This is a genomic window from Niabella drilacis (genome assembly GCF_900101395.1).
Taxonomy (GTDB): domain Bacteria; phylum Bacteroidota; class Bacteroidia; order Chitinophagales; family Chitinophagaceae; genus Niabella; species Niabella drilacis.
The window spans coordinates 113027-139556 of sequence record NZ_FMZO01000008.1; the positions used below are offsets into that span (position 1 = coordinate 113027).

General features: G+C 48.2%; 24 protein-coding genes. 17 read left to right on the forward strand and 7 right to left on the reverse strand.

The window, feature by feature from the left end:
- Position 1: 1 nt before the first annotated feature.
- The 6 genes from BLS44_RS15015 to BLS44_RS15045 all read left to right on the forward strand — a co-directional run bounded on the left by BLS44_RS15015 (position 2) and on the right by BLS44_RS15045 (position 5125).
- Positions 2-652: an NAD(P)-dependent oxidoreductase gene (locus tag BLS44_RS15015; RefSeq protein WP_176954435.1), complete on the forward strand. Its 651-nt coding sequence runs from the start codon at positions 2-4 to the stop codon at positions 650-652.
- Positions 653-912: 260 nt separating this feature from the next.
- Complete coding sequence (locus BLS44_RS15025; protein WP_090390994.1) at positions 913-1989, forward strand: tetratricopeptide repeat protein; 1077 nt, start codon at positions 913-915, stop codon at positions 1987-1989.
- 464 nt (positions 1990-2453) lie between these two features.
- A complete protein-coding gene (locus BLS44_RS15030) occupies positions 2454-3278 on the forward strand; it encodes a thymidylate synthase (RefSeq protein ID WP_090390996.1) in 825 nt (274 codons plus the stop codon).
- 34 nt (positions 3279-3312) lie between these two features.
- Positions 3313-3666, forward strand: a complete 354-nt coding sequence (locus BLS44_RS15035; RefSeq protein ID WP_090390997.1) for a four helix bundle protein — start codon at positions 3313-3315, stop codon at positions 3664-3666.
- 38 nt (positions 3667-3704) lie between these two features.
- Complete coding sequence (locus tag BLS44_RS15040) at positions 3705-4196, forward strand: dihydrofolate reductase (protein ID WP_090390999.1); 492 nt, start codon at positions 3705-3707, stop codon at positions 4194-4196.
- A 128-nt stretch (positions 4197-4324) separates the two neighbouring features.
- The gene (locus tag BLS44_RS15045) at positions 4325-5125 is read left to right on the forward strand and encodes an O-methyltransferase (RefSeq protein WP_090391001.1); all 801 of its coding nucleotides are present in this window, start codon (positions 4325-4327) and stop codon (positions 5123-5125) included.
- Here the strand turns inward: BLS44_RS15045 and BLS44_RS15050 are convergent.
- The 3 genes from BLS44_RS15050 to BLS44_RS15060 form a co-directional block, all read right to left on the reverse strand.
- A complete protein-coding gene (locus tag BLS44_RS15050) occupies positions 5122-5712 on the reverse strand; it encodes a TMEM175 family protein (protein WP_090391003.1) in 591 nt (196 codons plus the stop codon). The genes BLS44_RS15045 and BLS44_RS15050 overlap by 4 nt on opposite strands.
- A 57-nt stretch (positions 5713-5769) precedes the next feature.
- A complete protein-coding gene (gene tpx / locus BLS44_RS15055; RefSeq protein WP_090391141.1) occupies positions 5770-6267 on the reverse strand; it encodes a thiol peroxidase in 498 nt (165 codons plus the stop codon).
- 163 nt (positions 6268-6430) lie between these two features.
- Positions 6431-8635 carry a S41 family peptidase gene (locus tag BLS44_RS15060; RefSeq protein WP_090391005.1) on the reverse strand — a complete coding sequence of 735 codons (2205 nt, stop codon included), beginning with the start codon at positions 8633-8635 and terminating at the stop codon, positions 6431-6433.
- Positions 8636-8725: 90 nt separating this feature from the next.
- Here BLS44_RS15060 and BLS44_RS15065 point away from each other — a divergent pair, with 90 nt between their 5' ends.
- From BLS44_RS15065 to BLS44_RS15090, 6 genes are all read left to right on the forward strand, one after another.
- A complete protein-coding gene (locus BLS44_RS15065) occupies positions 8726-10090 on the forward strand; it encodes a methyltransferase RsmF C-terminal domain-like protein (RefSeq protein WP_090391007.1) in 1365 nt (454 codons plus the stop codon).
- Positions 10091-10131: 41 nt separating this feature from the next.
- Positions 10132-11232, forward strand: a complete 1101-nt coding sequence (locus BLS44_RS15070; protein WP_090391009.1) for an AI-2E family transporter — start codon at positions 10132-10134, stop codon at positions 11230-11232.
- Between the two features lie 272 nt (positions 11233-11504).
- The gene (locus BLS44_RS15075) at positions 11505-11783 is read left to right on the forward strand and encodes a PD-(D/E)XK nuclease family transposase (protein WP_090391010.1); all 279 of its coding nucleotides are present in this window, start codon (positions 11505-11507) and stop codon (positions 11781-11783) included.
- A 330-nt stretch (positions 11784-12113) separates the two neighbouring features.
- Positions 12114-14603: a glutaminase family protein gene (locus BLS44_RS15080; RefSeq protein WP_176954436.1), complete on the forward strand. Its 2490-nt coding sequence runs from the start codon at positions 12114-12116 to the stop codon at positions 14601-14603.
- A 54-nt stretch (positions 14604-14657) separates the two neighbouring features.
- Positions 14658-16943, forward strand: coding sequence for a GH92 family glycosyl hydrolase (locus BLS44_RS15085; protein WP_090391013.1), 2286 nt, complete (start codon positions 14658-14660; stop codon positions 16941-16943).
- A 141-nt stretch (positions 16944-17084) separates the two neighbouring features.
- Positions 17085-17951: a response regulator transcription factor gene (locus tag BLS44_RS15090; RefSeq protein WP_090391015.1), complete on the forward strand. Its 867-nt coding sequence runs from the start codon at positions 17085-17087 to the stop codon at positions 17949-17951.
- 146 nt (positions 17952-18097) lie between these two features.
- Here the strand turns inward: BLS44_RS15090 and BLS44_RS15095 are convergent, their stop codons facing one another.
- A complete protein-coding gene (locus BLS44_RS15095) occupies positions 18098-18742 on the reverse strand; it encodes a sensor histidine kinase (protein WP_317039723.1) in 645 nt (214 codons plus the stop codon).
- Entirely contained in the window at positions 18721-18891 is a 171-nt protein-coding gene (locus BLS44_RS26590) for a hypothetical protein (protein WP_176954437.1), read from the reverse strand. Before BLS44_RS26590 ends, BLS44_RS15095 begins: the two co-directional genes overlap by 22 nt.
- A gap of 59 nt (positions 18892-18950) precedes the next feature.
- Between BLS44_RS26590 and BLS44_RS15100 the strand changes: the two genes are divergently transcribed.
- From BLS44_RS15100 to BLS44_RS26595, 5 genes are all read left to right on the forward strand, one after another.
- Complete coding sequence (locus BLS44_RS15100) at positions 18951-20258, forward strand: RagB/SusD family nutrient uptake outer membrane protein (protein WP_245729224.1); 1308 nt, start codon at positions 18951-18953, stop codon at positions 20256-20258.
- Positions 20259-20372: 114 nt separating this feature from the next.
- Positions 20373-21350 carry a DUF4973 domain-containing protein gene (locus BLS44_RS15105; protein WP_090391142.1) on the forward strand — a complete coding sequence of 326 codons (978 nt, stop codon included), beginning with the start codon at positions 20373-20375 and terminating at the stop codon, positions 21348-21350.
- An 84-nt stretch (positions 21351-21434) separates the two neighbouring features.
- A complete protein-coding gene (locus tag BLS44_RS15110) occupies positions 21435-21983 on the forward strand; it encodes a sulfatase-like hydrolase/transferase (protein ID WP_245729225.1) in 549 nt (182 codons plus the stop codon).
- Positions 21984-22024: 41 nt separating this feature from the next.
- Positions 22025-23755, forward strand: coding sequence for a DUF4091 domain-containing protein (locus BLS44_RS15115; protein ID WP_245729226.1), 1731 nt, complete (start codon positions 22025-22027; stop codon positions 23753-23755).
- A 271-nt stretch (positions 23756-24026) separates the two neighbouring features.
- Positions 24027-24200, forward strand: a complete 174-nt coding sequence (locus tag BLS44_RS26595; RefSeq protein WP_176954438.1) for a hypothetical protein — start codon at positions 24027-24029, stop codon at positions 24198-24200.
- Positions 24201-24203: 3 nt separating this feature from the next.
- On the opposite strand, the gene BLS44_RS15120 is transcribed toward BLS44_RS26595, so the two are convergent.
- Entirely contained in the window at positions 24204-24407 is a 204-nt protein-coding gene (locus tag BLS44_RS15120) for a hypothetical protein (protein WP_143019793.1), read from the reverse strand.
- Positions 24408-24916: 509 nt separating this feature from the next.
- The gene (gene lepB / locus BLS44_RS15125) at positions 24917-26458 is read right to left on the reverse strand and encodes a signal peptidase I (RefSeq protein WP_090391018.1); all 1542 of its coding nucleotides are present in this window, start codon (positions 26456-26458) and stop codon (positions 24917-24919) included.
- Positions 26459-26530 lie beyond the last annotated feature (72 nt).

Below are 26530 nucleotides of genomic sequence, written 5' to 3' on the forward strand. Positions count from 1 at the left end.
AATGAAAATTGCAATTATTGGAGCTACCGGTTTTGTAGGTAGCGCGGTCGTAAAGGAAGCTCTTGAAAGAGGGCATGCGGTAATAGCCCTGGCACGGGATACGTCTAAACTGGGCGACATGCCGGGCCTCCTGACCCTGAAAAATGTGGATGTGACCAATGAAGCGGCACTGGCAGCTTCTTTAGCGGGCAGCGATGTGGTTATCAGTGCTTTTAATGCGGGATGGACGAATCCCAATCTTTATGAGGACTTCCTGGATGGTGCCCGGCATATTGAAGCCGTTGTGGAGAAAACCGGTCTTAAACGACTGATCGTTTTGGGCGGGGCCGGTAGTTTGCTGGTAGACGGGAAGCAGCTGGTGGATGGTCCGGATTTCCCGCGGGAATATAAAGCAGGCGCCCTCGCTGCGCGTGATTATTTGAATGAGCTGAAGGCTAACCGGCAGCTGGACTGGACCTTTTTCAGCCCGGCCATAGAAATGAACCCGGGAGTTACAGCCGGCCGTACCGGTAAATTTCGTTTGGGCGGGGATACTCCTGTTTTTGATGCATCCGGAAGAAGTGTATTGTCCGTAGAGGACCTGGCGGTAGCGGTCATCAATGAAGCAGAACATCCGGCACATACCCGGCAGCGTTTTACGGCCGCCTATTAGACGTATAAATGATGAACAGTACAGGAAGCTGTATTTGAGGACCGCTTTTATAAATCCCGCCCGGACAAATCCGGACGGGATTGCCTGTACGGTAACCCGGCTCTTTTTGTTGCCGCAATGTATATTTTATTTCCGGTATAGGGTAAGCCACGCATATGCCGGAGCCGGGCAGCACCCTGTGTCTTTGGCGGGCCGGAATCATGCTTATTATAAATCCCGTTTTATCAAAATGCGGTATATGATCTGTAATTTTGGAGTAAATGCCAGAGATGAAAGGACAATTGCTGCTCACCGGGTTCTTACTGCTGCTGTTAAAGGTACAGGGGCAGGACACCAGCAGGATCAAATTGCTGATGATGGAGGGGATCCGTTTTCATGATCAGGGACAATATGCGGATGCTGTAAAAAAATACGACAGCGTTTTGGGAATAGACCCGGATCATGTGATCGCTCAATATGAAAAATCGTATTCCCTGATGGCCTCCAAAAATTATAAGCAAGCGATCGAATTAAGTCAGGTCATTATTAAGAGCAAACGGGCAGACAGCAGTATTATGGGGAATGCATATAGTACCTGGGGGGCGGCACTGGATGAGCAGGGCGATCATCAGAAAGCCTTAAAAGTATATGAGGAGGGGATCAGGGAGGTTCCCGGCAATAATATGCTCAACTATAACAAGGCGATCACTTATTTAAGGATGAACCAGATTGATGCGGGTATTTCAGAACTGGAAGCATCCCTCTCCAAAAACCCGGTGCATCTTTCCTCTCATTTTATGCTGGGCAGAACGATGCTGCTGAAGAACAATAAAATAGCGGCATTAATGCCCTACATGACTTACCTGCTGCTGGATAACAGGAGTAAGCGGGCAGAGGATGCCCTTGGTGAAGTACGCCGCCTGGTAGAAGGTAATGCAAAGAAAACAGATTCCAATACCTATCATATTGAGATCTCCCGGGGCGCTTTGAAGAAACGGGGACATAAACGGCCTGCGGATGATGATTTTCAGTCGATAAGCTTGCTGTTTGAACTTGGAGGGGCAGCTGATGCTTCAAAAACAGAAGGGCTTTTGCCGGCAGACCGTTTTGCAGGCCGCCTGGCCTCAGTTATTGAATTGCTGGCAGGGCAGACGGGGCACAGCGGGTTTTATGGAAGCGTATATCTTCCGTTTTTCAGAGGGCTGCATGAACAGAAGCTTGTTGAAAGTTTTGCGCATCATATCTTTTCGCCCTCCGGAAATGTGATGAACGAAGTCTGGATCCAGGATCACCGGGAGCAGATGGAGCAACTCCGGGTATGGACACAGGCTTATCGGTGGCCGGGGGCCGGTTTTTAGTATCAGCTTTCATGTTTGGGGCTGTTTTTTATACCCGATCTGGTATCCCGGATCTTAATTCTCAATTCTCAAATGAGCTGGCGGCTAAGAGCTCCTATGTTTGTTTCAGGTTTCCAGTTTGAGTTATGCCGTGTTAAATGTGGCTGAACATTGCTGAATGCGGTCGAATATTGTTTAAGGGGCTGATAACTGACAGCTGAAGACTCCTGTGTTTGTTTCAAGTTTAAGGTTTAAAGTTTCCAGCCTGCCCGCCGGCGGGTTAGAGCCGTTTCACTTTTCACTGGTTTAATGTGGTGGGACATTGTTGAATATAGTTTAATATTGTTTAAAGGACGCTATGTCCTGCCCTGATGGCCGAAAACGGATAACTCTGATAGCTAAAATCAGGATGCTCCTATGCACAGGTTTCACACAGGCACTGCGGCAGATTTCGGAGATGGCATTATAATGATTATCTTGCGTCCATGCAGCAATACCTGGATTTACTACAACATATTTTAAATGAAGGAGTTGAGAAAACGGACCGGACTGGAACAGGAACCCTCAGCACATTTGGATACCAGATGCGTTTTGACCTTCAAAAAGGGTTTCCGGTTGTTACCACAAAGAAGCTTCATCTGAAAAGTATTATCTATGAGTTACTCTGGTTTTTGAACGGGGACACCAATATCAAATACCTGAAGGAACATGGTGTACGGATATGGGATGAGTGGGCGGATGAGAACGGGGACCTTGGCCCCGTGTACGGAAAGCAGTGGCGGAGCTGGGAAGGCAGGGATGGAAAAGTGGTGGACCAGATAACGGACCTGATCCGGCAGATCAAAAAAAGTCCGGACAGCCGGCGGCTGATCGTAAGCGCCTGGAACGTGGGCGAGTTGCCGGAGATGGCGCTGATGCCCTGTCATACCTTATTCCAGTTTTATGTGGCGGCTCCAAAAACAGCAGGTGAGCAACCCGGAAAGCCCCGTTTGAGCTGCCAGCTGTACCAACGTTCGGCGGATGTATTTTTAGGCGTGCCCTTTAATATCGCTTCCTACGCCCTGTTAACGATGATGATCGCACAGGTTTGCGACCTGGAGCCGGGCGAATTCATCCACAGTTTTGGGGATGTTCATATTTACAGCAATCACCTGGAACAGGTAAAATTACAGTTATCCCGCACCCCGCATCCGCTGCCGCAAATGAAGATCAACCCGGAGATAAAAGATATCTTCCATTTTTCGTTTGAAGATTTTGAACTGGTCAATTACCAGGCACATCCCGGCATTAAGGGGGTAGTAGCGGTATAAATACTTACTAAATGTAGAATAAGGGATTTGAAATATGGAAAATACCCGGAGATATGAACTGGAAGATCCGTTGGCTCATTTTGCGGCCCTTGCGTTGAATGTTTGCGATATCTTGCCTTCAACAAAGGCGGGAAATAATCTTGAACATCAGTTGTCGAAGAACGGAACAGCATTTGCGCTGATGTATGGAGCGGTTCAGGCAGCGGAATCTCAGACCGGCTTTATTCATAAGATGAAGTGTGCCCTTAAAGAACTAAGGGAAACTAAAATTCATCTTGGGATTATAAAGGAGAAGCCGGTAGTGGGCACTGCTCTCCGGGAATGGAATGAGTTGATTGCGATTTTTGCCGCCCGCATATCTGCCGCTCAAAAAAAACGGGGTAAATAGTTTAAAATTTTCAATTCGGTGTTTAATATTCAATATTTATGATCATTTCTTTAGTAGCCGCGGCATCCAACAACAACGTTATTGGTAAAGATAATAAACTGTTATGGTCGTTGCCAAACGATATGAAGCATTTTAAAAATGTGACCTGGGGAATGCCCGTGGTAATGGGACGTAAGACCTTCGAATCATTTAAGCAGCCGCTGGCCGGCCGGAAAAATATCGTCCTCAGTACCAATAAAAGCCTGAAGATCGAAAATGCTATTGTTGCCCGCAGCCAGAAAGATGTAGAACTGCTGGTAAAGGAAATGGATGTGAAGGAGCTGATGGTGATCGGGGGAGGAGAGATCTATAAATTATACCTGCCCAGGGCTAACCGGATTTACCTGACCCGGGTGGACACAGCATTGGAGGGAGATGCTTTTTTCCCTGTGTTTGATCAGAATGCCTGGACCTTAACAAGTAAACAGGAATACCAGGCAGATGAGAAGCATTTGTTTGATTATACTTTTGAGCTTTGGGAACGCAATTAGGTGTAAAATATCGGGTACTCAATATTCAATGTAAAATTGAAGCCCTGTTATGTTCATAATGAGCCGGGCTTTTTCAAAAAGGGTTGAATTTTATATTTTGCATTTAAAATTTTATATTCTGCATTTCCATGGTTTATTCTCCTTTAGTTGCCGCATCCAAATACTTTAAATACTATATCCATGCTTCCAACAGCAAGGGACATGGAATGCACTCTCCTTTCGTCTTTGAGTTTATCACCCAGGTGATGAATGATTTTACCCGCTACCCGGATTATGAGAGAACCGAGGCGCTCCGGAAAGCGCTTTTAAAGGACCCCGGCGTTATTACCGTGGAAGACATGGGTGCGGGCTCCTCAAAGACCCGGTCCCGTATACGAAAAGTAGCTTCCATTGCAAAAAATGCAGCTAAACCTGCAAAATACGGGCAGCTTATGTACCGGATGGTCCGTCATTATGGGGCAAAGCGGATCCTGGAAATGGGGAGCTCGCTGGGCCTTACCACTTCATACCTTGCCGCTGCTGATCCCGGCGCCCGGGTAATTACCATGGAAGGGGCGCCGTCCGTAGCTGCGCTGGCCCGGGAACATTTTTCGGGCCTGGGACTGAAGAACATTGAGATGGTAGAGGGAAATTTTGACGATACCCTTCCGGCAGTGCTGGAATCGATGCCGGAAATTGATTTTGCCTTCATTGACGGGAACCACCGGCAGGAACCCACAGAGCGCTATTTCAGCCAGTTACTGCCACATATTCATAATGATACGTTACTGGTATTTGATGACATCCACTGGAGCGGGGAAATGGAAGCCGCCTGGAAAAATATTGTTGCACATGAAGCCGTAACCTGTGATATCGACCTTTTTTATATTGGTATTGTAAGTTTCCGGAAAGAATTCAGGGAGAAACAGGGCTTCTCTGTCCGGTTTTAGATCTCGCCGTTTTCGTGGTAAAACTTTTCGATCCTCTTATCAGGGATGAACCAGATCAGCGCTACAATGGTATACAGGGAGATACTGATCCAGGTAGCTACAAAGCTGGCTCCGATGCCGGCAAGGTATAAGACTCCGGAAATTTTACCTTTGGTATCGGTCCCGACAGCCTGGGCCAGTTTACAATCAGGCCCCCCGGCTTTTATTAATTCTTTCTGAAGGATCAGGTAGGCTATGGCGGCCATTGTAAGCACAAAACCGTATACGGCAACAGGCAGCGGCTGCATATAGTTCTTGTCCATCCATGCGGTAGTAAAAGGGAAGAGCGACAGCCAAAACAGGAGGTTCAGGTTTTTCCAGAGGACCGCCCCGTTTATTTTATCAGCAAGATGGAACATGTGGTGGTGGTTGTTCCAGTAAATGCCTACATAAATAAAGCTTAATACATAACTCAGAAACGTAGGAAGCAGCTCCAGCAGGGATTTTAGTGTGTATCCGTCTTCAGGCGGGCGCAGTTCCAGCACCATAATGGTAATTGCGATGGCCAGTACACCATCACTGAATGCTTCAAGTCTTGATTTGGTCATATATAAGAAGAATAAAAAGGGGGATGATTTTATATAAAATTCATCCCCCTTTCGTGGTTAATTTAATGCGGCCAGTGCTGCTTCGTAGTCAGGCTCTGTAGTAATCTCCGGCACCTGCTCGGTATATACTACTTCCCCATCGGGATTGGCTACGATCACCGCGCGGCTCAACAGGCCCTTCATGGGAGAGTCGGCGAAGGTTACCCCATAATCATCGCCAAAATGCCCCCTGAAGTCGGAGAGGGTTTCTACATTGCTGATCCCTTCTGCTGCACAAAAACGGTTCAGCGCAAACGGCAGGTCTTTTGAAATGTTCAGGACCACGGTATTATCAAGCGCTGCTGCTTTTTCGTTAAACTTTCTCACAGAGGCAGCACATACGCCGGTATCCACACTGGGAAAAATATTCAGTACCACTTTTTTACCGGCATAGTCGGCCAGCTTTTTCTCTGCCAGCCCTGCGTTCACCAGCGTAAAGTCCTTTAGTTTACTTCCTTTTTCAGGTAATGTTCCCACAGTTGTAACAGGGTTCCCCTTTAATGTAATTTCAGCCATGATATAAAATTTATTATTGATTTTAAGAATTGTGTCATACAAAGAAAGCGAATTTATCCGGAACGTGGCCGGAAGAAAACCCCGGAGGCGGGGCAAGTCCTGCCCAACCTGGTGATCCCTACGGTTAAAACTGAAAGCTAAAACTTTCCGGCAGGATCCGATTTTAGGGAGCATTGAGCAATTGCACTGCTTTTTCAATAAATACATCCCGGCCTTCGGCAATATCCCTGATAGCGGGCGCTGCTCTATAGTCCGGAACCAGCCCCTTTCGTTGTGTTTCCTTTTTTTGTAAAGTGTATACTCCAAGACCTTCCATCCGCGTAAAATAGCCGCCGGGAAATGCCACAGCAAAAGTATTGCCATTGGCGCCGGCCGTAGCTTGTCCTACCGTAATGGTCTGCGGGCGCTTTTTAAAAGCCATCACAAGTGTTTCCGCATAGCTTTGTGTATAGGCGTTTGTGAGTACTGCAATGCGGCCCTTGTATATGTCGCTGTCCGGCTGGCGGCTGATCTCCAAACCACTTTCGGTAAAGCGGAAGAGCCCCGGGGTCAGGGGATCAACAGAAGTGGCCTTAAATACCGCGGATGGCTGGTTGAAAAAATGTTTTTTTATGAGGTCCCAGGAGAGTACAGGGTAGCTCCTCAGGTCGATGACCAGGTTTTTGTAGTTTCGCACTTTTTTAAAAAGGGAACAGAAGCTGATACTGTCCGGGATAACGGGAAGGTTTAAATAGGCCGTATGCTTATTTAATTCCATAAAAGAGGTATCCACAGGCGTAAGCAATTGACTGGCTTCGGATCCGTTGGTAAGGTACTGCTGGGTGGATAGGGTCAGTGGCCGTCCGTTCCGGACAATGGAAAACGTAGTGCTGCTGTCGTCCGTGAATAACAGGGCTCTTACTGCCTCGCGGTAAAAAATGGCCGGTCGCGGGGCTGGCAGCAACCCCTTGTACTGGTTGATGCGTGTAAATACCGGTATCCCGTTGATCCGCTCAATGATATCCCCCCGATGTATGGTTTTTTCCCGTTCGTTCACTTTTGTTACCACGATCTTTCCCGCTACATTTTCAGCATAAAAGCCCAGCATTTTAGCGGGTGCCGTATACACATCATATAAAATCGTGTGCCCGCTGTTTAAAAAGGCAACAGCTTCTTTTACGGCATGATCGTAGTCCTGCTCATTTTTGCAGGCACGGAAGCGGCTGATACTGTGCCGGAACTGCTGGTCTTTGTTGTTCAAAAGATACCGGTAGGCATACAGATGATCCAGGCAGGCCCAATACCGGAAAACGGCCAGCAGCCGGAACCCGGCATCGGGGTATTTCAGGTGCGGATACGCCAGCTCGTTAAAGGGAATGGACACGGTGCTGTCGTCTGGCGTATGTCCTGAATAATATCCGGTGCTTGTTCTTTTGGCGTTTCTTACCTCCATCAAGGTCCTGTACAATGCCGGGCCCAGCTCATTTTTACGGATCCAGCCATAGTCCGGGTACATTTTTATGCTGCCGGCAACAGCTGCCTGCGGGGCGTTGCGGGTTTCGAAAGAGCCCAGGCTCCGGACCCATTCCAAAAGGAGGGCATTGCGCTGATCCCGGGTGGTGCAGCTCTTTAAAAACCGGGGGAGGAACCGGAAAAGCTCAAAGTCCCAGTTATAGCTCCCGCTACGGATTGCGGGGTGGTAGTACTTCAGAAAGCCCCAGGTTTTTCCAAGGATAAAAAGATCTTCTGTAGTTACGGATGCCGGCAGGGCATTGGTTCCTGAGCCGTTGTAATAGGGGGCCTGCTCAAAGGCGGTATCGGCCTTAAAAAGCCTGGTCCGGTCTTCGGGGGTTACCACGCCTTTGTCTGACAAAAGCGCGAAGTGTTTGAGCCGGAACCGGCCGGGACCTTTTATCCCGATAGAAAGGGTAACCGATTTGCCGCCTACGGTCCTGGCATAATCGTATTCCTTATTCAGCTCAAATGAAAACTTTTTAAACCGGCTCCCTGTATTCAGGTGATGAAACAGCTCGTTTACCGGGTTCCCCGTTATCATCCATTCGGTTTCACCGGCGATGTTTTTGATCTCCGATTCAATATAAAAGAACCCGCTGTCTGCACATACCTCTGCTTCAAACTCGATCCGGGGATGTGGCACATCTGACAGCAGCAGCTGGAGCCTGAGGCCAAATAGCTCATTATGGTCGAAGAGCGGCTTACTTGAGAGGACCAGTACGTCATCGATGCTGTCCTGCATGGGAGGTTCCATATTGCCAAAGGTGCTCCAGGATTCGGGATAGTTGCTGAGCCGCGTTATTGTTTGGGCAAACGGAACACGGATACCACCAAACAAAAATAGCAGGAACAGGTATATATGACGGAGCTTCATCAATGCGAATAAAAATAGATAAAAAACAACAGAAAGTTTTTAGTTTTTGCGGAAGTGCTGCGGGTTGCTGCAAATCATTAGTTTTGTCCTGTGCAATTACCACCTCCGTTCATACATTCATTAAGAGACCTGCCGGGCTTTGATGAGGCTGCATTTGTTGCCGTACACCAGTCGGACGTACAGGTTACATCGGTCCGGATCAATCCCCGTAAAATTGCTGCCCCGGCTTTTCAGACAGGTTATGAGCCGGTTCCCTGGACGGATCTGGGGTACTATCTGGCCAGCCGGCCCTCGTTTACTTTTGACCCGCTTTTTCATGCGGGTTGTTACTATGTACAGGAGGCCAGCAGTATGTTCCTGGAGCAGGCGCTGCGGCAGACCGTTGATCTTACAAAACCGCTGAAGGTACTGGACCTTTGTGCTGCTCCCGGTGGAAAGACCACACATATACAGTCGCTGCTTTCGAAGGATAGTCTTTTGGTGAGTAACGAAGTGATCCGCAGCCGTGCCGCCGTGCTAAAGGATAATATAATCAAATGGGGGGCTCCTAATATCGCCGTAACCAATAATGATCCGGCCGACTTTGCGGCATTACCGGGCTTTTTTGATGTAGTGGTAGTAGACGCTCCCTGCAGTGGAAGTGGATTGTTCCGCAGGGATGAAACTGCGATTACAGAATGGAGCGAACACAGTGTGGCACTTTGCAGTCAGCGCCAGCAACGCATCCTGGCTGATATACTGCCTGCACTCCGGGAGGGTGGGCTCCTTGTTTATTCGACCTGCTCTTATTCGAAAGAAGAAGATGAGGATATTTTGAAATGGCTCGGGACGGAGATGGAACTGGAAGGTGTAGCATTGGATCCGGAGCCTGGTTGGAATGTGGTAACGGTAAAAGAAGGGTCGGATTTTGGATACCGTTTCTGGCCGCATCTTTTAAGGGGAGAAGGATTTTTTATGAGTGTGTTCCGGAAAAAGGGCGCTGCCGGCAGACCGGAAAAATACCGGATGAAGCAGAAACCGCTTTCGGTGAAAGAAACGGGCGTGCTTGCCAGATGGATCAGCACGGCGGAACGGCAGTTTGTTATTTTTGGTGGCCGGATCTATGCCTGGCCGGATGCGCTTTGTGAAGCATTGGATCTTTTAGCGGGGAAGATGAAGGTCGTATATTCCGGGGTACTGGTGGGGGAGCTGGTCCGTGATAAACTGATCCCCGACCACGCACTGGCACTAAGCGGGCTGACCCCTGATACGGTGGCCCGGGCCGCTCTGTCCCGTGAAGAAGCGATCCGCTACCTGCAGCGGAAAGAGTTGGTGCTGGAAGCGACACAAAAAGGCTGGCAGCTGGCTGTTTTTGCCGGACACCCGCTGGGCTGGATGAACGTGCTGCCCAACCGGGTCAACAATTATTATCCCAGGGAATTGCGGATACTGAAAGAGCGGGCGCCGGGTGAGTAGCTTTCCTGTGCCCTTAAATTTAACAACCTCATACTAGGTCTATGAATCAATCCCTTTCTTTTTTATCAAGACTGGCGCTGGTCCTTTTCTGTATCATCAGTATAGGATACCTGCTGATGCTGGGGCAAACTTTATTTGCACCCCTGTTTTTTTCTTTTTTGATGGCCCTGCTGTTTTTGCCGCTTGCCCTGTTCCTGGAGCGGAAATGCCGGTTTAAGAGAACCCTGGCAACCACTACGGTGGTGATCTTAATGCTATTGATTTTTGCAGGAGTAATAACATTCTTCAGTGCTGAAGCCCGTTCGTTTACGGAAGACTGGCCACGGCTTAAACAGAACGGACTGCAGGCTTTTTATAGCACACAGGATTGGATCAGTACAAAATTCCATATCAATGCGGGAAAGCAATGGACCTATATTAACCAGGGAGCCGAAAAACTATTCTCCCAAAGTGCTACTATCGTAAGCACAACACTGTCTACCGTTTCGTCTACGCTTATTTTTCTGGGGTTCACCCTTTTGTTTACTTTTTTTATACTGAATTACCGGAAAGTGCTGTACGCGTTCCTGGTGTCGGTATTTAGTGATGCCCACAAGCAGCGGGTAGCGGAAATTGTGAAACGGGTAAAGTCCATTATTAAAAAGTATATTATAGGATTGCTGATACAGATGCTGATCGTTTCGGCGATGTTGATCGTCGTGCTTTCCCTGCTTGGGGTAAAGTACGCGATACTGCTTGGTTTTATGGGGGGCATCTTTAACGTGATACCCTACCTGGGGATCCTGACCGCACTATTGTTTAGCTGCCTGGTGACTTTTGCTACTATCGGCGGTGCGAAGGTATTGCTGGTCATTACCGCCTTTATCATCGTGCATGCCATTGACAGCAATGTGGTAATGCCGATTGTTGTAGGTTCGAAAGTAAAATTGAACCCGATGATCGCTTTTATCGGGATCATTATCGGTGAAATGCTTTGGGGCATTTCCGGAATGTTCCTTTGCATTCCTTTCCTGGCGATATTAAAAATAATATTTGACCGTGTGGACGGCTTGCATGCCTGGGGAATGCTGATGGGCGAGGAGGGGGATCTGGAAAGAGGGCAGCGGCGGATCCTGCTGGCACGGGCACGGAGCAAAAAATAACCTTGTAATCAGAGTTGCCGCAGGGCAAACGCCTCTGATTTCAGCATTGTTCAGCTCCGGAGGAGCAGCGTGTTTATAGTAATCTGCTGTTTTATCAACCCGGCTCCTGTAGGAGCCGCGTGTTTCCCCTTTAATATCTTGCTATAAACACGCGGCACTTACAGTGCCTGAAAATGCTCCTGGTGTGCTCTTTTCACCCAATTTAGATGCGTTTGCCCTGAGAGTTGCCGGCCTTCTGATATGTTCTCTTAAGAAAAACCGTATCTTTAAGGATGGCAACTATGAAAACCCCGGCGATAGCGCCGATAGGGCGCTATATCGACCCGCTAACTGATTTTGGATTTAAAAGGATCTTTGGTTCGGAAGCTCATAAGCGGCAGCTGGTGTCTTTTTTGAATGCGTTGTTCAAAGGCCGGAAGCTGCCCCAGGAGCATAGTGGTCCTGCAAAGCATTACCGGAAGGCTGTTTTTGATGTTAGCTGCAGGGGTAACAGTTGGTTTTGTAAGGAAGGTACGCCTGGAAGCGGGAAAATAAGTTGTATAAATGAATAGGGAAAAGCTGTTCCCCACCGGGGAATAGCTTTTTTGTTGCTACTAACAGATGGGGTTACATTACCACCTGTGGTACTTCTAATAAGGATATAAGGCATTGCCATTCCGGATACAGGTCTTTTACAGTTGACCGGTCTTTTTAAGAATGAACAGATTTGACTAACTATTGAGACGTTTTGTGATGCCTGTTTGATTTTTTTTTAAGAATTTCGCCGGGAATTGCATTGTCATCAGGAGCAGTGCGGGATAAACGAACCCGGCACAGGAAATGGCAGACCGCCTGTTCAATGATCACAGTATTCAATCATTAAAAACGAAATGTATCATTTTATGCTTCAGTCAGTTTATCGGGGAGTGCGATCGTATGTCCTGTTGATGGTCCTTTTTCTTTGTGTACAGGAAGGGTATAGCCAGGAACAGAAGGCTCCCAGCTACCCCCTTATTACTCATACTCCCTATTTTAGCATCTGGAGTAATACGGATCAGCTCAATGAATCGGTAACCACGCATTGGTCCGGCACAGAACAGTCGCTCATCGGTATCGTAAAAGTTGATGGCCGGTTTTACCGGTTCCTCGGCAGGGAACAGGGACATTTTGCAGCGGTGGCTCCAACGAGCGAGGAAGCACCTTATAGTGTTCAATATACCGAGCAGGAGCCCGGTTCCGGTTGGAATGCGCCAGGGTTTGATGATCGCAACTGGAAGAAGGGGGCCGCCCCCTTCTCTGATGACCGGTCGGTGGCAAAAACTTTCTGGGATACCGATGATCTTTGGGTACGCCGGACTTTCAATGTAAAAGGCCCTGTGAAGGGTGACCTGTACCTGAAGATCAATCATGATGACAATATCGATATTTACCTGAACGGGAACCTGGTTTATCATAAGATCGGCTGGGTAAACCGGATGACCTACCTGGAGCTGAACAAGGCTTTGAGAGCGAGCCTGAAAGAAGGTAAGAATGTTTTGGCGGTACACCTGCGCAATACAGCCGGCGGACGTCACCTGGATCTGGGTATTTCGCGGAAAGTTCCGCCACCGGCATCACAGCAGGTGTTAAAAGCAACCCAGTCTAATGTTGAAGTGAAAGCCCTGCAAACGGTTTACGATTTTAAAGCAGGGGGTGTGGATCTGACCGTTCGTTTTATATCCCCGCTGTTACTAAAGGAACTGGATCTGATGGCCCGCCCCGTGTCTTACATCACGTATGCCGTAAAATCGAATGATGGCCGGCAACACGATGTAAAAGTATACCTGGGCGCATCCTCCAATATTGCCGTAAATGAGTCCTCCCAGGAAGTAATGGCAAATGTAGTGAGCAACGGAGCGCTGAACATGCTGCAGACGGGCACTACCAGCCAGCCGGTGCTTGCCAAAAAAGGAGACGATCTGCGTATAGACTGGGGATATTTTTATGTAGGTGCCCGCAAAGAAATGACCACACAGTTTATTACCCGTAACCAGGAGGAAGGTATTGCCGGGTTTACCGGTAACAGGGCGGTTGGCAACCAATCCGGCATCAGGGGAAAGAACCTGGTACTGAATACGGTATTGAATATGGGAAAGATAGGAGCCGCCGGTAAAGAGCAGTTTATGTTATTGGGTTATGACGAGCTTTATTCCATCCAGTACTTTCATAATAACCTGAGGCCCTGGTGGAATAAAAACGGCGATAAAACATTTACCGCCATAATGAATGAAGCCGCAGCCTCCTATAACACGGTGGTTAAAAAAGTGAACGATTTTGATAAAGTGATTTATGGAGATGCCTTCAGGGCGGGTGGCGCCGCTTATGCAAAGCTTTGTGAGCTGGTATACCGCCAGAGCATTGCGGCACATGCGCTCGTGGAGAGCCCGCAGAAAGACCTGCTCTTCCTTTCCAAGGAAAATTTCAGTAACGGGTCTATCAACACGGTGGATCTGACCTATCCGTCGGCGCCGCTTTTTCTGGCGTACAATGCGGCCCTGCAAAAGGGGATGATGAATGGTATCTTTTATTACAGTGAAAGCGGAAAATGGACCAAACCCTTTGCAGCACACGACCTGGGCACTTATCCATTGGCAAATGGTCAAACCTATGGTGAAGATATGCCGGTGGAAGAAGCGGGAAATATGATCATACTGATGGCGGCGATTGCCCGGGTGGATGGAAATGCCGGCTATGCCAGGGCGCACTGGAAAACACTGACCACATGGGCCGACTACCTGAGCCGGGATGGTTTTGACCCGGCCAACCAGCTGTGTACCGATGACTTTGCCGGTCATATGGCCCGCAATGTAAACCTTTCGGCCAAGGCGATAATGGCGCTGCGCAGCTATGCCATGCTGGCCGAAATGCTGGGGGAAAAGGAAACCGCCCGGAAATATCTGGCATTGGTAAAACCAATGGTGCCCAAATGGATGGAGCTGGCCAACGACGGGGATCATTACACCCTTGCATTTGAGAAGAAAGGCACCTGGAGCCAGAAATATAACCTGGTTTGGGATAAGGTTCTCAATTTTAACCTGTTTCCGCAATCTGTATATGATAAAGAGATCCGGTTCTATTTAACAAAACAGCAGGAATATGGGCTGCCGTTAGATTCGCGGAAAACTTATACAAAATCTGACTGGATCATGTGGACGGCAACGATGACGGGTAACCGCGGCGATTTTGAAAAGTTCATAGAACCCCTATACCGGTATGCAAGGGAAACCAAAAGCAGGGTGCCGATGAGCGACTGGCATGAAACCACCACCGGCAAACAGGTAGGATTCCAGGCGCGGAGCGTGGTAGGGGGGTATTTTATGAAGGTGTTGGATCAGCAGCTCAATAAACGGTAACAGGAGCGCTTTATATTTTTGTAATCTATCTTAGGGGTATAAACCGGATTTATCATGACTGTTTTGAAAAAGCTTCTTGCTGCTGGATTGATTGTCGGAGTGTTTGTGCGTACGGCTTTTTCACAACCCGGGGGGCTTGTGCACTATGTAAACACGTTACAGGGAACAAATTCCGCACATGAGTTGACGCGGGGGAATACTTATCCAACAACGGCATTGCCCTTTGGCATGCATACCTGGACGGCACAAACCGGGCGCAATGGCGACGGGTGGAAATATCAATATACAAAAAATACCATCCGCGGGTTTCAGCAGGCACATCAGTGCAGCTCCTGGACCAATGATTATGCGGTGTTCTCACTAATGCCGGTAGTGGATAACCTTGTGGTGAATGAGCAGGCCCGGGCGGCTGTATTCCGCCATGAAAAAGAAGTTGCTTTGCCGCATTACTATAAGGTGGCATTGGAAAACGGCATCACCACAGAAATGTCACCTGCTGAAAGAGGCGCTCATTTGCGGTTTCGTTTCCCGGAAGGGCATAAAAGCTTCCTGGTACTGGATGGGTACACCGGTTTGAGCGGTGTGGAAATAGATCCTGCTGCGCGTAAGATCACGGGCTATGTCAATAATGGCCGCGGATTTCAAAAGGGATGGAAGAACTACTTTGTGATCCGGTTCGATCAGCCTTTTACTGCCTATGGTACCTGGGATAACCGGACCGATAGCATCAGCGCCGGTACTGTAAAAGCCGAAGGTGCAGGAAGGGGAGCATATCTGGAGTTCAGGGCCGGAGTAAATGTACAGGCGAAGGTTGCCTCTTCTTATATCAGCCAGGAACAGGCAGAGCGGAACCTGGAGCGCGAGCTGGGCGCAGACAGGACGCTGGAGCAAACAAAGGCAAGAGCGGCTAAGATATGGAATGAGCATTTGTCGAAGGTGCTTGTTGAAGGAGGCTCCGAGGCAGATAAAGCGACCTTCTATTCCTGCTTTTTCCGGGCCAGCCTCTTTTCCCGCAAGTTTTATGAGCTGGATAAAGACGGTAACCCTTATTATTTCAGTCCCTATGATGGCAAGGTACATAAAGGATACCTGTTTACTGATACCGGCTTCTGGGATACCTTCCGGGCTCAGTTCCCTTTAAATGCGTTGCTGCATCCTACTATGCACGGCCGCTATGTGAGTGCGTTGCTGGATGCACAGGAACAGTGTGGCTGGCTGCCGGCCTGGTCCTTTCCTAATGAACAGGGAAGCATGATCGGTAATCATGCCATTTCGCTGCTGGCGGATGCATGGGCAAAGGGGCTTCATACTTTTGATCCCCTAAAGGCATTAAAGGCTTACGATCATGAAGCCAATCATAAAGGCCCCTGGGGGCCCGCCAATGGCAGGGATGGCTATAAAGAATACAATGAACTGGGTTACGTTCCCTATCCCCGTTACCGCGAAGCTACAGCCAAGACACTCGAATATGCATATGATGATTTTTGCGGGTATTATCTTGCAAAAGCCATCGGCAACCGGGAATACATGGATCGCTTTGGTGCAAAGATGTTCAACTATCAACATGTTTTTGATCCCTCAAAGGGATTTATGCTCGGAAAGGATGAGCAGGGTAACTGGATAAAGAACTTTGACCCCACAGAATGGGGCGGCCCCTATACAGAAGGAAATGCCTGGCATTGGGTGTGGTCGGTATTTCATGATATTGCCGGATTGAAGCAGCTGCTGGGGGGTGACCGGCTGTTTACGGCAAAATTGGATTCGGTCTTCTCTGTGCCGAATACCGTGAAAGTAGGCACTTATGGTGGCCTGATCCATGAGATGACGGAAATGGTGATGGCTGATATGGGACAATATGCGCATGGCAATCAGCCCATCCAGCATATGGTCTATTTGTACAATTATGCCAATGAGCCCTGGAAGGCCCAGTACCATGCCCGGGAAGTGATGAAAAGACTGTATAGTGCTTCGGAGAACGGATATCCCGGTGATGAAGACCAGGGGCAAACTTCGTCCTGGTACGTATTGAGCGCATTAGGGCTGTACAGTGTTACACCGGGTACCAATGAGTATGTGATCGGAAGCCCTTTATTTAAAAAAGCGACCATAACGCTGGAGAACGGAAAGCAATTTGTCATTGAAGCGGGAAACAATTCAGCCAAGAATGTTTACATCAACAGGGCACTGCTAAATGGTAAGGTATATTCAAAAAACTTCATCACTTACCAGGACATTGTAAAAGGCGGGCGCCTGCATTTTGAAATGAGTGCAACGCCCAATAAAAAAAGGGGGTTGGAGCCGAGCGATCGGCCTTTTTCTGTAAGCCTGGCAACACCATAAATATCCGGGCCATGCCCCTTTACGGGAGTTAGGGGTTACGGCAGATTGTCTGTGACGGCCGGTTAAATTTGTGAGCAGTATTGCGGTCGTTGACTGGTATTGGAAATTGGAAGAGTCCGGCGGTTTTTGTAACTTACAGGTTTGATCAAAACAGCCAAAAATGATCAGGGCAAAGGGTTTAATATGGAAGAGTGGATCGCCGACCAAAAAGAGCAAAAGCCGGTAGTACTGCTGATTGATGACAACGAAGAGATCCTTGACTATCTTGCCGGTGATCTGAAAAGCCGCTACACTGTACTTACCGCGCATGACGGGGCAGAAGCGCTTCAGGTACTGGAGACCGCATTTGTCCAGCTGATCATAAGTGATGTTATGATGCCGCATATAGACGGGTTCGCATTCTGCGAGCGGATCAAATCCAGCCTGGAATTTAATCATATCCCTTTGATTTTACTGACTGCAAAAGACACGCTCCAGTCAAAGATACAGGGGCTGAAGACCGGCGCGGATGCCTATATTGAAAAGCCGTTTTCATTGGAGCATCTCTATGTACAGATGGAGAACCTCCTGGAAGGGAGGGCCCGGCTAAAAGATTTTTATGCACGGTCGCCGCTGGCACATATCAACAGCATGGCATATTCAAAAATGGATCAGGATTTTCTGGAGAACCTGCATGGGCATATTATCCGGAATCTTGAAGATACAGACCTGGACGTAGAAAAACCGGCCCTGTTGATGAACGTAAGCCGCCCTACTTTATACAGAAAGATCAAATCCCTTTCCGGATTGGCGCCGCATGATATCATCAACCTTACCCGGCTGAAAAAAGCGGCGATCCTTATCAATGAAGGAAATCTCCGGATTAACGAGGTGGCCGGGCTGGTCGGGTACAATTCGCCCAGCCAGTTTAAGCGAAATTTTCTCAAGCAGTTTAAGATCAGCCCGGCGGCCTATATCGATAAGGTTACCGCAGCATTTAACAGGCGCCAGGAGGACGGCATGCATTAATTTTATGAGTACCTGCTCCCTCTCAAACGGCCTGGAGGGCAGTGCTCTTCTTCCGGTGCCGTGCCCCGGTCCTCACAGATTGCCGGGGACCATTTTGCCTGCTCCTCCCGGCTCCGGGCTTGAAAACGTACTGATGCAGGGATGTTTTATGATCCCGGCGCCAGCGGTAATGTAAGCGTAAACACATTCATATGATCCTCCTCGTGATAGGTAAGGGTGCCCTGGTGGAGGAGGGCCAGTGACCGTGCAAAAGGCAGGCCGATGCCCGCCCCCGGTATATTCCCGTTCTCTTTTGAGCGGAAAAAGGGCTCAAAGATCCGGGCACTGGCGTTGGGGGAGATCATCCGGCCGTCATTCTTTACAGTGATCAGTACCTCTTCTTTTCCGGTATCGGTTTTCATGTGCACTTCGCAGCATACCTGGGAGCGTCCGTATTTAATGGCGTTGTCGAGGAGATTGCTGAGTATTTTTATAAGCGCATCTTCATCTGCCTGCAGCATTATCGTTGCGCTGCTTTTGTAAAACCGGTAGCTGATCTGTTTTTGATCAGCCGCCGGGCGAAAGCTTTCCCAGGTTATTTCTGTCAGCGCCGCTATATTTACCGGGCTCAAATGAATGGTGTAATTGCCGGACTCGATCCGCCGGAAGTTTAGCAATTGGCTGGCAAGCCTCAACAGCCGTTCGGTATTCCTGTTCATGACCGTCAGTTCCTTTTCCGCTTCCGGTATCTTGTCTGTCATTTTTAACAGCTTATCCATAGGGGCTTTGATCAGTGTAAGCGGTGTGCGGATCTCGTGCGCAACGTGGTAAAGAAATCGATCTTGGCCTGGCTGAGCTCTTTTTCCTTGTTGAGTGAAAACAGCTGCATTTGCCGCCGTTGTTTTTCCTGCTGCCGGTTACTGATAAACTGCAGCGTTCCCAGCAGCAACAGCGCTGGCAACCCGTGCTAAAGTATTTTTGTATGCGGCAAGCCCTTTGATGAATGGAGGTAAGCTGAGTATGGATTATAAAGCACAATTAGTAGATGATAAAGGAACATCACTGCTTTCACTTGCTTATGATGAACAAAAATGGGCCAGGGCAGCCGCTGCGGCAAAAGACGTGATACAGTTGGGTGTTTATTCCTTATTCGTTTCGCCGTATAAATCCTCGGGCACCATAACCCATCCAGCTACAATAAAGCCCCCGTATAACGCCGATTATTCAGATAAGCCCTGGCCGGAGGGATGGGCTGATATAGATCCGTTTGATTCTTATCGCGCCCTTTTTGATGGCGAAGTACCTGCCTCCTCAAACCCGGAGCTGATCTTTACACGCGGGCAGAACCAATCCTCCGAAGGTATAAATGTGATGGTGGTGCATCAATTACCACGGATAGCTTCCGGCTGGAACACACATGGTTTAACATTAAAACAGTGCGATGCCTATTACATGAACGATGGTGCCGATGTGCCGGGGAAGGGCATGGAGTACGGAAGGGGAGATGGCAGTCAGCGGGTAGGAGGCTTTGTAACCGATCAGGATGTTGCAGGTGGAAAGTATATGCCCCTGGCGTCCGGCGTATCCTTGCAGTTTGCGAACAGGGAACCGCGGTTTTATGCCTCGGTGGCCTATAATGGCAGCGTATGGCACCTCACCAACGAGTCGCAGGTCAATAACAGGGAAAAGCAGGTTTTTTATTATCGCGGGTCAGGTAACGGGTATACCAATACCATGTTTTGGCTAAGAACCGGCATCGGGGTAATGAAATATGTAAATCCGCAGGACACTTATGAAAACGGAAGTTTGAGTAAAGTGGTACCAAAGTACGAGCCGGCTATTCGCTATGCAGATATATTACTGGCCTACGCCGAATCTTTAAACGAATTAAATAGTTCCTATGCTATACCCAGTTGGGATAGCTCGGTGGTTTATACCATTGCCAGGGACGTTGATGAAATGCGTAAAGGAATCAGGCCTGTCAGGATCAGGGCCGGGTTAACCGATTATTCCGGTACCATCTATTCAAGCAGCACTCAATTGCGCACCGCGATAAAACGTGAACGGCAAATTGAATTAATGGGTGAACAGCAACGGTACTACGATTTGCGCAGATGGGAGGATGCAGCCACTGAGCTAACCCTTCCTATATATGGCTACAATACGCTGATGACCGCCACACAAAGAGATCTGTTTCATCAGCCGGTGGCAGCTTTTGCGCTTCAAAGCACCTTCGCTTCCAAAATGTATTTTTGGCCTATTGCAATCGATGAATTGAGGCGTGATGCCCGTTTGACGCAAAACCCGGGCTGGCAAACTTATAAATAATTAAAACATTTACGAATGAAACGTTCATAATAAAATTTTCATTTTATTATACAGGGAATGAAAATTTTATACCTGATCAGTTCCATTCGGCCAAAATCAATAAACTATTTACGAATGAAAAAGATAGCTGCATTCCTGTCCATCCTGTTTGTTTTCGGAAGTATCGCTTGTAATAAGGATTGGATTTCTGAACAATTTGAACATTACGTATCCTTCAAAGCACCTTTAAACGGAGATGATGTTACGCCTGTTTATATCCGCTACAAACCGGAGGGCGTTGTTCATTATCAATTGCCGGTAATCGTCAGCGGTTCAACGAACAACGACAAAGATTTACTGGTGCATATCGGGGTGGATCCCGATACGCTGAGCGCCTTCAATAATGCGAATTTTCAAAACAGGACGGACCTGTATTATAAAGAGCTGACAAGCCAGTATTTTAAGATTCCTGATACGGTGTCTATACCAAAGGAGGTGAATACAAACAAGATAAATATTGGGTTCTCACTTAAAAATATTGACCTGGTAAACAAATGGATACTTCCACTGGCTATTCAGCCTTCAACCGGTTATACGCCAAACCCAAGAAGGAATTACTCGAAGGCATTGTTGAGGATTGTACCGTTTAATGATTATTCGGGGATCTATAGCGGCACAGCGCTCAAAATTTATTTAAAAGGAGAAGAAAGCGGGGCTGCAATAGTAAAGAGCGAAATAGAGGCTTATGTGGTTGATGAAAGTTCCGTATTTTTCTACGCAGGTACTGTAGATGAAAATAAAACCGATAGAAGGTATTATAAAATAAACGCACATTTTGATGATCAGACCAAGGAAGTTACACTTGGTTCTGATAACCCTTCCATAAAATTCAATGTAAATCAAAAAATTTATTATACGGTTGAGGATGTTAAAGATGCACTTCAGCCCTATCTGGTTCACAGGTATGTTACCATCAATAATATCGATTACAATTTTACCGATTATACATCTGCAACCAATGCGTCTATCGATTATACCGTACGTGGGTCCCTGATTATGGAGAGAAAGATCAATACACAGATACCGGATGAAGACCAGGCGATCCAGTGGTAAAAGCTACTGCCGGAAGATATCCGTAAGTATGAGCATACCTACACCGCGGGCTGGGATGCCATTCGCCAGGCACGTTACCGCAGGATGGCCGCGCTGGGCCTGATCGATACCAATATTGTAAAGCTTTCCTCAAGGGAGGCCGGTGCAGCCGGTTGGGAACTTAACCGGCATAAGGACTGGGATGCCCGGGCCATGGCTGTGCATGCGGCAATGGTGGACCGGATGGACCAGGGGATTGGACGGATCATTGCCGCGCTGAAGCAGGAAGGGAAGCTGGACAACACACTGATCATTTTTTTAAGTGATAACGGTGCCAGCCCCGAAAATGCAATGGCCTACGGGCCGGGGTTTGACCGCCCGGGCGCCATCCGGACGGGTGAGCGCATCCACTATCCGGCGGATAAGGAGGTGCTTCCGGGGCCGCAAACCAGTTTTACTTCCATTGGCGCAGCCTGGGCCAATGTGGCCAATACACCGTACCGTTTTGCAAAAGCATCTTCTTTTGAAGGTGGGGTGCATTATGGGAGAAGTGGGCGCTTCAAAACAATGTATTTCCTAAGAAGAACTAAGAAAAAGTACTGTTGCAGGCTATATACACAGGTGCGCAATCGTTTCCACTATCATTGGTTTTAAGGGAAGAATGTACTATTTTGCCACCTATTCAATTCATGATCATGCGATATTTTCTAACGACAGCTTTGCTTTTTACTTTTAGTGTTTTAACGGCGCAGGATATCAGCCTTGCCCTTCAGAAAGAAGCACCAATGACCCTGGCGGAAAAAAATGCCCGCTGGCAAACCCTTAAGGGGGGTACACGCGTAGGGTTTCTGAACAGTAATAAACGGTACCCCCAGGATCGTATTCCGGAAGCGGTATCCAGAACTGCAGAAACACTGGTTGCCTGGAAGGGAGAGCGGGTGCATACGCAGCTGGGTGTGTGGTCTGCAAAAGCAGTGGCCGTGGATGCTGTTGTTGGCGCAATAAAGTCAAAAAGCGGTGTGGAAATCCCGGCCGGCCATGTACAGATCGGGCTCATGGGATATGTAATGACGGATGAGTTTCGCAATGGTTGCGGATACCGTAAACCCGAAGATTTTGATTCATCACTGGTAGCAGATGCCATACATTTTGAAAAAAACAACGGCACACTGCAGCAGAACCAGGTGCAGCCCCTGTGGGTAAGCATCGATGTACCCGCAGAGGTACCGGCGGGTACTTATGAAGGGATGATCACCGTAAAAGCGGGCAAAGCATACCAGCTGAAGCTAACCATTAAAGTGCTGGATAAAGTGCTGCCGCCTTCGTCTCAATGGGCATTTCACCTGGATCTGTGGCAGCACCCCGCTGCTGTGGCCCGTGTACACAATGTGCCCCTCTGGAGCGATGCACATTTTGAGCTGATGCGGCCTTACTATACAATGCTGGCTAAGGCCGGGCAAAAATTCATTACGGCAAGCATCGTAAATGAGCCATGGGGACACCAGACCTATGATGATTATCCGAGTCTGATCAAATGGACCAAAAAGAGGGATGGAAACTGGAGTTTTGACTATAGTTTATTTGATAAATATATCCAGTTTGTAATGAGCACGGGTATTGACCAGCGGATCAATTGTTACAGCATGGTGCCCTGGAAAGTGGCGTTCCGGTATTATGACGAGCGCCTGGGCCGCGACACGGTATTTACCGGCAAGATCGGTTCCGAGGCTTACAATGCATTCTGGACACCTATGCTCAAGGACTTTACCCGTCACCTGAAAGCAAAGGGCTGGTTTGGAAAGGCTACCATTGCGATGGACGAGCGGCCGATGGATGCTATGAAAGCGGTTATTACATTGCTGAAGCAGATTGATAAAGACTGGAAGATAGCGCTGGCAGGCGAATATCATGCAGAGATCGAAAAAGATATAGATGACTATTGCATAGCCTCGGCGCACCAGTTCCCGGCAGCGGTACTGGAGGCAAGAGCCCAGCGCGGGCAGCTAAGCACCTGGTATACCTGCTGCACTGAAAAATATCCGAATGGCTTTACGTTTTCACCGCCGGCCGAGCATGTATGGATCGGCTGGTATACAGCTGCCAAAAATATGGAGGGCTACCTGCGCTGGGCTTATAACAGCTGGGTGGCAGACCCGGCAAATGACAGCCGTTTCCGCACCTGGCCTGCGGGAGATACCTACCAGGTGTACCCGGGACCGGTAACCTCCATCCGTTTTGAGAAAATGATTGAAGGAGTTCAGGATTTTGAAAAGATCCGGATCCTTAAAAAGCAATATAAGGAAAGCGGCAATACAGTGAAGCTGAAACAACTGGAAACAGCCCTTGCCTCTTTTGAGATCAAAAACCTGGAGCGCCAGTCTGCAGCCGACATGGTAACAAAGATGAAGCCGTTGATCAATCAGTAAGAGGAGGTCAATAGTCAATGGTTCATGGTCGGTTACGTTAAACGGGAATGCATTAATTGCGGGCTGCCTTACAGATTTGGACAGGGGAGTGCCCTGGGTGATAATTTGAAGTTACTGTAGGATATCAAATCCTGATTCTCAATGACACTGATAGCTCCTATGTTTGTTCCTGGTCTCAAGTTTCAGGTTCCGGTCCGTGTTTAACGTGGCGGAACATTGTCGGATATGGTTTAATATTGTTTTAAGGGCCCTGATAACTGACAGCTGATAATTGGCCGTGCTTATCCGTCTGTCTTTAAGAGCCTGTTTAAATTTTATTGATGGAATTTATTATGAAGCTATTTTGGAGCGAAACAAGGAAAATTTTGCAGGCATAGTAGGCCACTATGGCGAAAAATTTAACGCAGTTGCAGCCCAAAACAGCCATAATAAAGCCATTGAATGAATTTTAAACAGGCTCTAAGAGTTTTTGCATCGTAATGTCTGTCTGTTCCCCGTTTCCCTGTTTGCAAAGATGTTTATCAAATACGGTAAATCCGTTCTTTTGGTAAAACGCATAGTGCTGGTATTTTTTCCGGCGCCCGGCATATACATACCCGGCCTGGTTATCCCTTGTCACCTGCATTGCTTTTTCGTAAATCAGTTGCCCCACCTTTTTACCGTAAAATTCCTGCAGCACATACCGTCATTCAATTTCGGATGCCTTCACATCCTTTATCCCGGTTGGGGCATTACCGGTGTAGCACTTTAGATACCCGATAATCTTTTGGTCGGGCTGCACAAAGTAAAATTCAGAAAACCTGGTTTCCGGTTCTGCCGCCGGCTTGCGGGCGGGGACGCACTTCCAGGAATTTCGGCATATTTTCTTCTGTGATGGATGCTGAGAATGTTTCGGCAACTGCGCTGCGGCAGCTGTTGTTATGTTGCTATTATGATGCGTCCTGTTACAGGGTAGGGGGTAATGGATGGGACCAGCAAGCTCCGCTTATGGTAATACCCTTATCCCGAAAGTCCGCGAAAACAAACATGCAGTGTTCAGGATTTTAAACAGGGTTGCTAAAGGCCCGCTCCGTACTCCCCGTTTCGGGAAGGGGCATTCCACTTTTCTGTTTTTTAGGGAATTTCCTGATCTCTTATATGTCCCCGGCCGTTGCGGGGAGGTTATTTAATGATCTTAAAGAACCGTTTCCAGCGGGGACCATTTTCATAACTGAACCAGATCATTGCAGCCTTGCCTACCACGTGGTCCTCGGGCACAAAGCCCCAGTAGCGGCTGTCCTGCGACTTATGGCGGTTATCACCCATCATCCAGTAATAGTCCATCTTAAACGTGTATTGATTGGTTGGGGTACCATTGATCACATAAGTACCATTTGCATTTTCAACCAGCGTATTCTTTTCGTATACCTGGATGGCCCGGCGGTATAAGGCAATATTTTGCGGGTTTAAAGTAATCGTAGCGCCCTTTTTGGGAACCCAGATGCTTCCGAAATTATCTTTATTCCATTTGAAATGCAGGGTATCAAAAGGGAAAACACCCGGCTCTGTAAGCCCTGCCGGATAAACGTCTTTTACAATGCTGTTAGGATCGATCACGGACAGCTTTTTAAGAATATCCAGCTCGGGAAGTGTAAGATTAATACTGTAACTGCCACCGCTCATCATGGAAAAATCAGGACTGTTGCTTTCCATATTGAGCCGGATCCCGGACTCCCGGAGGAAATCGGCGTCAACCGGCGCATTGTTCTTGGTGCGGAAGGTATAGAAGGTAGCCGATGTAGGGGAGATATTTCCCGGTTGGTTATTGATGTACACAATACCATCTACAATTTTCAGCGAGTCGCCGGCAACCCCGATGCAGCGTTTGATGTAGTTATCTGTTTTATCAACCGGGTGCACGGCCAGCGGCTGAAATTCGGGATCGTTCAGCACCCGGTCCCTGCCCAGCATGCGCTCATACATGTAATAGGGCTGGGCAGACTGATAGCCATCCTTGTTGATCACCGTATCGCCTTCAGGGAAGTTAAATACAACACAGTCGTTCCGTTTTACAGGGGATGCAAACCACCGGATATAAGGCAGCTCAATGAGCGTGGTATAGGATTTGGCACTGCTTCCGGGCAGGTAGTTGTGTACAAAAGGCACGGAAAGCGGGGTGTTGGGAATGCGGGGGCCGTAACTGAACTTGCTTACAAAAAGATAATCGTTGATGAGCAATGTTTTTTCCATCGAGCTGGAAGGGATCACATAGGCCTCAAACACAAAAATACGGATCAGCGTGGCTGCTACCACTGCAAAGATGGCGGCGTCCACCCATTCTCTCCAGGCTGGCTTCTGGTGATGTTTTACCCCCTCTGCCTTGATGAAACGCGCATCCTTATTGCGGGCCAGCCAGGGAAAATAGAAGGGCGCAAACAGGGCCGCAAAGAAATGATCGGCAAAGGAAAACCGGCAGAACACTTTTGCAAACTCAATGAAGATGCCGGGGGTGATGAACCAACCTACAACCGGAATAAACTGCCAGAATACCCAATGTTTGGGACGGCCTGTAATTTCCTGGATTACCCAGGTATTGTAAAAGGGCACATAAGCTTTCCAGGATGCATATCCGGCCTTTTTAAACAGGGGGGCCAAACCAAAGGAAGGAAGAAATACTAACAGGATACTGATCAGGTAAACAACAATTAAATGGTGCAGTGGCATCGATTCAAACTATTTTAATCAACAAATTTATTGTAAAGGGCGCACAATGCCGCCTTTTGCTTTACAGAATTA

Excerpts from the sequence above, each read along its gene's own strand:
- lepB (WP_090391018.1), bottom strand. The coding sequence starts at position 26,458 with ATGCCACTGCACCATTTAATTGTTGTTTACCTGATCAGTATCCTGTTA.
- BLS44_RS15030 (WP_090390996.1), top strand. The coding sequence starts at position 2,454 with ATGCAGCAATACCTGGATTTACTACAACATATTTTAAATGAAGGAGTT.
- BLS44_RS15115 (WP_245729226.1), top strand. The coding sequence starts at position 22,025 with ATGCGATATTTTCTAACGACAGCTTTGCTTTTTACTTTTAGTGTTTTA.
- BLS44_RS15075 (WP_090391010.1), top strand. The coding sequence starts at position 11,505 with ATGGCAACTATGAAAACCCCGGCGATAGCGCCGATAGGGCGCTATATC.
- BLS44_RS15025 (WP_090390994.1), top strand. The coding sequence starts at position 913 with ATGCCAGAGATGAAAGGACAATTGCTGCTCACCGGGTTCTTACTGCTG.
- BLS44_RS15085 (WP_090391013.1), top strand. The coding sequence starts at position 14,658 with ATGACTGTTTTGAAAAAGCTTCTTGCTGCTGGATTGATTGTCGGAGTG.
- BLS44_RS15015 (WP_176954435.1), top strand. The coding sequence starts at position 2 with ATGAAAATTGCAATTATTGGAGCTACCGGTTTTGTAGGTAGCGCGGTC.
- BLS44_RS15100 (WP_245729224.1), top strand. The coding sequence starts at position 18,951 with ATGGATTATAAAGCACAATTAGTAGATGATAAAGGAACATCACTGCTT.
- BLS44_RS15105 (WP_090391142.1), top strand. The coding sequence starts at position 20,373 with ATGAAAAAGATAGCTGCATTCCTGTCCATCCTGTTTGTTTTCGGAAGT.
- BLS44_RS15050 (WP_090391003.1), bottom strand. The coding sequence starts at position 5,712 with ATGACCAAATCAAGACTTGAAGCATTCAGTGATGGTGTACTGGCCATC.
- BLS44_RS15080 (WP_176954436.1), top strand. The coding sequence starts at position 12,114 with ATGCTTCAGTCAGTTTATCGGGGAGTGCGATCGTATGTCCTGTTGATG.
- BLS44_RS15045 (WP_090391001.1), top strand. The coding sequence starts at position 4,325 with ATGGTTTATTCTCCTTTAGTTGCCGCATCCAAATACTTTAAATACTAT.
- BLS44_RS15060 (WP_090391005.1), bottom strand. The coding sequence starts at position 8,635 with ATGAAGCTCCGTCATATATACCTGTTCCTGCTATTTTTGTTTGGTGGT.
- tpx (WP_090391141.1), bottom strand. The coding sequence starts at position 6,267 with ATGGCTGAAATTACATTAAAGGGGAACCCTGTTACAACTGTGGGAACA.
- BLS44_RS15040 (WP_090390999.1), top strand. The coding sequence starts at position 3,705 with ATGATCATTTCTTTAGTAGCCGCGGCATCCAACAACAACGTTATTGGT.
- BLS44_RS15070 (WP_090391009.1), top strand. The coding sequence starts at position 10,132 with ATGAATCAATCCCTTTCTTTTTTATCAAGACTGGCGCTGGTCCTTTTC.
- BLS44_RS15035 (WP_090390997.1), top strand. The coding sequence starts at position 3,313 with ATGGAAAATACCCGGAGATATGAACTGGAAGATCCGTTGGCTCATTTT.
- BLS44_RS15110 (WP_245729225.1), top strand. The coding sequence starts at position 21,435 with ATGGCCGCGCTGGGCCTGATCGATACCAATATTGTAAAGCTTTCCTCA.